6 protein-coding genes and 1 tRNA gene are annotated in these 5,519 nt (G+C 64.3%); 3 read left to right on the top strand and 4 right to left on the bottom strand.

Annotated elements, in window-relative coordinates:
- On the top strand, positions 1-203 hold a 203-nt coding region (locus EAV90_RS38680; RefSeq protein WP_208738556.1), incomplete at its 5' end, for a transposase.
- Between the two features lie 453 nt (positions 204-656).
- Here the strand turns inward: EAV90_RS38680 and EAV90_RS38675 are convergent.
- The 3 genes from EAV90_RS38675 to EAV90_RS38665 form a co-directional block, all read right to left on the bottom strand.
- Positions 657-731, bottom strand: a tRNA-Val gene (locus EAV90_RS38675).
- 159 nt (positions 732-890) lie between these two features.
- A complete protein-coding gene (locus EAV90_RS38670; RefSeq protein WP_129146428.1) occupies positions 891-2,189 on the bottom strand; it encodes a coiled-coil domain-containing protein in 1,299 nt (432 codons plus the stop codon).
- A 119-nt stretch (positions 2,190-2,308) separates the two neighbouring features.
- On the bottom strand, positions 2,309-2,914 hold the full coding sequence (locus tag EAV90_RS38665) for a DUF1134 domain-containing protein (RefSeq protein ID WP_129146427.1): 606 nt from the start codon (positions 2,912-2,914) through the stop codon (positions 2,309-2,311).
- 139 nt (positions 2,915-3,053) lie between these two features.
- Here EAV90_RS38665 and EAV90_RS38660 point away from each other — a divergent pair, with 139 nt between their 5' ends.
- Positions 3,054-3,536, top strand: a complete 483-nt coding sequence (locus EAV90_RS38660; RefSeq protein ID WP_129146426.1) for a YHS domain-containing (seleno)protein — start codon at positions 3,054-3,056, stop codon at positions 3,534-3,536.
- On the opposite strand, the gene EAV90_RS38655 is transcribed toward EAV90_RS38660, so the two are convergent.
- A complete protein-coding gene (locus EAV90_RS38655) occupies positions 3,530-4,357 on the bottom strand; it encodes a 3'(2'),5'-bisphosphate nucleotidase CysQ family protein (RefSeq protein WP_129146425.1) in 828 nt (275 codons plus the stop codon). The genes EAV90_RS38660 and EAV90_RS38655 overlap by 7 nt on opposite strands.
- A 185-nt stretch (positions 4,358-4,542) precedes the next feature.
- Between EAV90_RS38655 and chpT the strand changes: the two genes are divergently transcribed.
- Entirely contained in the window at positions 4,543-5,196 is a 654-nt protein-coding gene (gene chpT, locus EAV90_RS38650; RefSeq protein ID WP_164937296.1) for a histidine phosphotransferase ChpT, read from the top strand.
- Positions 5,197-5,519: the final 323 nt, after the last annotated feature.

Below are 5,519 nucleotides of genomic sequence, written 5' to 3'. Positions count from 1 at the left end.
GCGCCCACCGCATCTTCTTGCCGCCCTACAGCCCGGACCTCAATCCGATCGAGCAGGTCTTCGCCAAACTCAAACATCTCATGCGAGCTGCCGAGCCCCGTGACGTGGAGGCAACCTGGAGAAAGGTCGGTGAACTCCTCGATCTCTTCTCCAAGGAGGAGTGCACCAACTACTTCAAAAACTCAGGCTATGTTTCCGTATAAAAACATCATGCTCTAGGAATCTGGCCGCTCAAGAGGCATACTCTGGCCTATGCGCAAGGCATGGCAAACCGCCGTTGCATTTTGGATGGTTATCTGCTGTCCCATTGCAATGCTGGCGCTCCCGTCTGTGATGAGGGGCGATCACAGTTGGCTGACGCGGTTGATTGCCGCCTATCCGATCCTGTTTCTAGTCCTGCTCGGGACCGCCATTGGCCCGTTGATTTTGGCCGGATGGATGTACAGGAAATGGGAGCGGTCTAGGAATGACCCAAAACACCCTAGGGACCCAATCCCTTTGCCGTGAACGCGCAGAGAACAAGCTGCGCGGATTTTGCACGGATAATGCACGGGAATGCACGGATGTTCTTACTCTGTCCTGCCCTCAGAAGCGCTCTGGCGCTCTCTGGCATCCCAGCGTTAGCCTAAATTTGCAAGTTATTTTAGGGGGTTACGTGGTGGGCGCACAAGGGATCGAACCTTGGACCTCTCCCGTGTGAAGGGAACGCTCTCCCGCTGAGCTATGCGCCCGGGACCATCATGCAGGCGGCCGGACCTTTCGGCCGGCCGGCACATCGGAGCCCGCGATTTAGAAGTGCCGGCCGAAGGTGTCAAGTTTCCAGGCGGCGCGGCGGCGGAAAACCTTCCGCAGGTCGCGCAATTCGCGAGGGAAGCCGGATTTTGGGCCGGTTACGCGCCTTGCTGGCGCGCGCGGGAGGCGTGGGCCTGGAGGGCGCGGATGCGTTCGGCGAGCGTTCCGCCGCCTTCGGGCAGGGTGGCAGCGCCCGCGCCATTGGTCGCGGCATCGTTGGCCGGGCGTGGCGCCGGCTTGGGCGGCTGGCCGGCTTCGGCTGCCAGCAGCGCCTCGATCGGCGAGTTCGGGCCTTCGAGCTGCATCGCGAGTTTTGCCACTTCCGCGGCGATGTCGTTGATGCGTTCGCGCAGCAGCGCGTTCTCCATGCGCTCGGTCGCCCAGGAGCTTTCCGCCTGCTGCTGGATCGCGTTGATGTCGCGCTGGAGCTTTGCGCGCTCGTCGCGGGCGGAGCGGAGCTGCTCCTCCAACGCGGCCTTCTCCGCGCGGATCGCTGCAAACGCGGCCGACGACTTGCCGCCGCTCAAGGCGGCGATCTCGACGCGCAGCTCCTTGATGGTGCGCTCGGCGGCCTCGTTGGCCTGGCGCAGCTGGTTGTTCTCATAGTCGCGCTCGGCGAGCAGCTTGCCTTGCGTCGCAAGTCGCCCTTCGAGGTCGGCGACGCGGCCCGACAGCATCTCGGCCTCCTTCACCTGCACGATGAGCTGGCGATCGAGCTCGGTGATGCGCTGGCTCAAATTCTCGACGCGGCCGCGCGCCTCGCCGAGTTCGCGCGAGGCGGTCTCGGAGTCGGTCCGCTCCTGCGCGAGGCGAGCTTGCGTGGCGGCAAATTCCTTCTCGGCATCGCCGACGCGGTTCTTCAATTCCTCGATTTGCGCGCGCACGGCAATGAGCTCGACCTGGCGGCTCTCCGCCATCATCGAGCGGTCGGACAGCTCGGCATTGATCCTGGCGAGCTCGGCCTGCTTGTCGGCCAGCGCGATCTCGGCGGCGTGCAACGCCTCGGTCTTGGCGTTGAATTCCTCCTCGGTGGCGCGCAGCTGCTCCTTCATCGCCTTCTCGCGCGCTTCGAGCGCGAAGATCGTGGCGTTCTTCTCGCCAAGCTCGATCTTCATGCGGTTGATGGCGTCGCTCTTCTTGCCGAGCTCGGCGAGCTGGCTCGTGGTCTTGTTCTTGAGCTGCTCGACGCTCATCTCGAGCCGCCGCGCCGACATGGCGAATTCGGCACGGAGCTGGTCCTTGTCGGCCTGGATCTCGGCCATCGACAGCGGAGTCGCGGCCTCCAGCCGGCGCGTGGTCAGGCGCACCGCGCGGTTATGCACCAGCGGCACGATCGCGAGCCAGCACAGCATCGAGAGCAGGAAACCGATCGCCAGGTACATGATCGGTTCGACCATGGGCCAGAACTCCCAAGCTTAAGGAAAAATTCACCAACGACAATGCCATGGCGGGCCGGCAAAAAGCCAGCCCCGCTCTGTCGTTAACCTTGATCCGTAGGCGGATAAGAGGCGAGGACCTAGAACGGGTTCCAGGTCGCCCGCGGGGTGTATTTGAGATAGCCGATATTGGCACCCAGCCGCAGGCCGAGGCCGGAGCGGATCGGCACCAGCACGATGTTGTTGGCGGTGAGCGCCGTCATGCCGAATCCGCCGATGATGTAGGCCGAGCCGTCGATGCCGGCGAAGCGCTGGTAGATCGCATTGGTGGCGGGCAGGTTGTAGACCAGCGTCATGGTGCGGGCGCCGTCGCCGCCCCAGTCGAAGCCGAGCGAGGGACCCTGCCAGTAGACGCGCAAGTCGCCGGCATTCTTGGTGTAGAGCGTGCCTTCGCCGTAGCGCAGGCCGGCGACGAAGGCGCCGGAGCCTTCCTCACCCAGGATGTAGCCGTTCGGCAGGCCCCATTGGCTGACCGCCTTCTCGATGATCGAGGCGAGCCCGCGCGAGACGTTGCCGAAGAAGCGGTGGCCGGCCGTGACGAGCTCGTCCGGCCCATAGGTGTTGGGGGACGGGGCTCGCTGCGGCGGCGGCAGGTTGGGCGGCGGCGCCTGCTGGGCGGAGGCCGGCACGATCCAGCCGATCATCGCGGCAAGCGCGAGCGCAGCAAGGCGTGATGCGAAAGTCATAAAAGAACCCCTGGTACCGAATCCGATCGCTTCCTTAACCTGACGCCAACAGGCACGGCTGTAGGTTGCGCCGAATGTCCCCTCGACTCGGATGTTATCCGCAGCAACTATGACGGCACAACGGCAGGAAGATAGCCCTTTGCGCCCCGGAATTGCCTTGATCGGCCTCATCGGCCTGTTGGCGGGCATCTGGATCATCTGCCCGGGGTTACCGGCAGCGGCTACCACCACCGAACGGATCGTCGTCAACCGCTTCACCGGCGTCGCCATCGAGGGCTTCGACCCCGTCGCTTATTTCGTTGTTGGCAAGGCCGTGCAGGGGACGGCAGAGTTCGAGGCGAATCTCCGGGGTGCGGTCTGGCGCTTCCGGAACGAGGGCAACCGAGCCTCCTTTCTGGCGCATCCCGAGATCTATGGTCCGCAATTCGGCGGCTACGATCCGGCCGATATCGCCCGCGGCGTCACCATCGCCGGCAATCCGCATTTCTTCGCGATCGTGGCGCAGCGGCTCTATTTGTTCAGCCGGGAAGCCAATCGCGACGCTTTCGTCGCCGATCCCGAGCGCTTCCTCTATGAGGTAGGCAAGCGCTGGCCGACTCTTCAGGAACAGCTCGGTCAGTAGCAGCCTACGGCCTGCGGGTCGCCCCAGGCGATGAATTCCGGGATGATGAAGCCCGTATCGCTGCGCTGGCCGAATCGGAGCTCGCCGCCCTTGCCGTCGGTCACCTTGCCGCCAGCCGCGGTCACGACCGCGCAGCCGGCCCCGACATCCCATTCCGAGGTCGGCCCGAAACGGGGATAGATGTCGGCGTTGCCTTCCGCGATCCGGCCGAATTTCACGGCCGAGCCGCAGGTCTTCCTGACGGCATTGGGCCTGTCGTCGATGAACGCCTCGCTCTTGGGGTCGCCATGGGAGCGGCTCACCGCCGCGATCCAGGGCTCGCCCGGTGCCGGCAGCTTTCGGGTGTGGATCGGCTCGGCCGCCCCGATGGTTGCCCCGTCGAACTTCACCCGCTCGGCGCCGCGCCCGACGATGCCGCGCCAGAGCAGCCCGAGCGCGGGTGCGCTGACGATGCCGAGCAAGGGAACGCCGTCCGTCACCAGGGCGAGGTTGACGGTGAATTCGTCGCGGCCGGCGACGAACTCCTTGGTGCCGTCGAGCGGATCGATCAGGAAGAAGCTGCCCTGAAACGGCGGGGCGGCGAGCTGGGTCCGCTCTTCCGACAGCGTCGGAACGTCGCCCGCGAGCCGCGCCAGGCCGTCGGCGATGATGCGGTCTGCGGCGAGGTCGGCCTCGGTCACCGGTGAGCCGTCCTGCTTGCCCTCGATCCGCATGGCGGAGCGGTTGACGGCAAGGATCGCTTCGCCCGCCTTCACCACCAGTGCGGTGAGCGCCTCCATCAATCCGGATGCGGCCTCGGCATCGATGATCCTCACCTGCATGCCTCATTCATCGGCAAGTCTGCCCTCTCAATTGATTCGCCCGCAGCTCTTATGGCCGCTTCGAACCTATCGCAAGCTAGCTGCCACCGGCTGGCGAATGTTAGAACCCGCAGCATCCGTCAAGCATGCGTGATTCGCGGCGTCCAGCGCCGTGCAATTCCAGGAACCCTCCAGGACCCCATTATATGTCTGACGCCTCGTCGCCCGCGACCGCTACTGCTCCCGATATGCTCGAACTCGCCGCGCTCCTGTGCTCGCGGGTCTGCCACGATCTCATCAGCCCCGTCGGTGCCATCGTCAACGGGCTCGAAGTGCTCGACGATGATCCCAAGCCGGAAGATCGCGAGTTCGCGCTCGACCTGATCCGCAAGAGCGCCAAGACTGCCTCCGCCCGACTCCAGTTCTGCCGCCTTGCCTTCGGCGCCGCCGGCTCCTCCGGCGCCCAGATCGATCTCGGCGATGCCCAGACCATGGCGCGCGGCCACATCGAGGACGGCAAATGCTCGATCACCTGGAATCTGCCGCGGCTGCTGCTGCCGAAGAATCGCGTCAAGCTGCTGCTCAACATGCTGGTCGTCGCCCAGCATACGATCCCGCGCGGCGGCATGCTGACGGTTGATCCGATCGGCGAGGGCGAGACGATGAGCTTCCGCATCACTGCGACGGGGCACAATGCGCGCCTGCCGCAAAACATCTCCGAGCTCCTGAGCGGCGAGCGCGGGCCTGCCGCAGATGCGCATGCAATCCAGCCTTACTACACGCGGCTGCTCGCGCAGTCCTGCGGGCTCACGGTGACGCTCGCGCCCGAAGGCGACGCCATCATCGTTAGCGCTTCGTAAAACAGACGCGTCGCGTTCGGCTTCTTAATCGAATCTTTATGAGGCGCTTCGGTTTGTCCGGAGCGCCCTATCTCTTTGTTGGTTCCGTTCTTTTGCACATACTCAACCAATATTAAACGCTTTGCGGTGAAGCTGGCCCCATTCCGAAATGGCGCATCACGCCTCGTGCGCGCCCTTCCTGTATGAAGGCCTGTTTTCATGGATGATCTGTTGCGGGAGTTTCTGACGGAGACCAGCGAGAGCCTGGACACCGTGGACAACCAGCTGGTGAAGTTCGAGCAGGAGCCGAACAACGCCAAGATCCTGGATAACATCTTCCGCCT

Origin of the sequence: Bradyrhizobium vignae (genome assembly GCF_004114425.1) — a bacterium.
Lineage (GTDB): Bacteria > Pseudomonadota > Alphaproteobacteria > Rhizobiales > Xanthobacteraceae > Bradyrhizobium > Bradyrhizobium vignae.
The sequence above is the reverse complement of the archived record's forward strand: the minus strand, read 5'-3'. Positions and strand labels throughout refer to the sequence as shown.

Excerpts from the sequence above, each read along its gene's own strand:
- EAV90_RS38655 (WP_129146425.1), bottom strand. The coding sequence starts at position 4,357 with ATGCAGGTGAGGATCATCGATGCCGAGGCCGCATCCGGATTGATGGAG.
- EAV90_RS38665 (WP_129146427.1), bottom strand. The coding sequence starts at position 2,914 with ATGACTTTCGCATCACGCCTTGCTGCGCTCGCGCTTGCCGCGATGATC.
- chpT (WP_164937296.1), top strand. The coding sequence starts at position 4,543 with ATGTCTGACGCCTCGTCGCCCGCGACCGCTACTGCTCCCGATATGCTC.
- EAV90_RS38670 (WP_129146428.1), bottom strand. The coding sequence starts at position 2,189 with ATGGTCGAACCGATCATGTACCTGGCGATCGGTTTCCTGCTCTCGATG.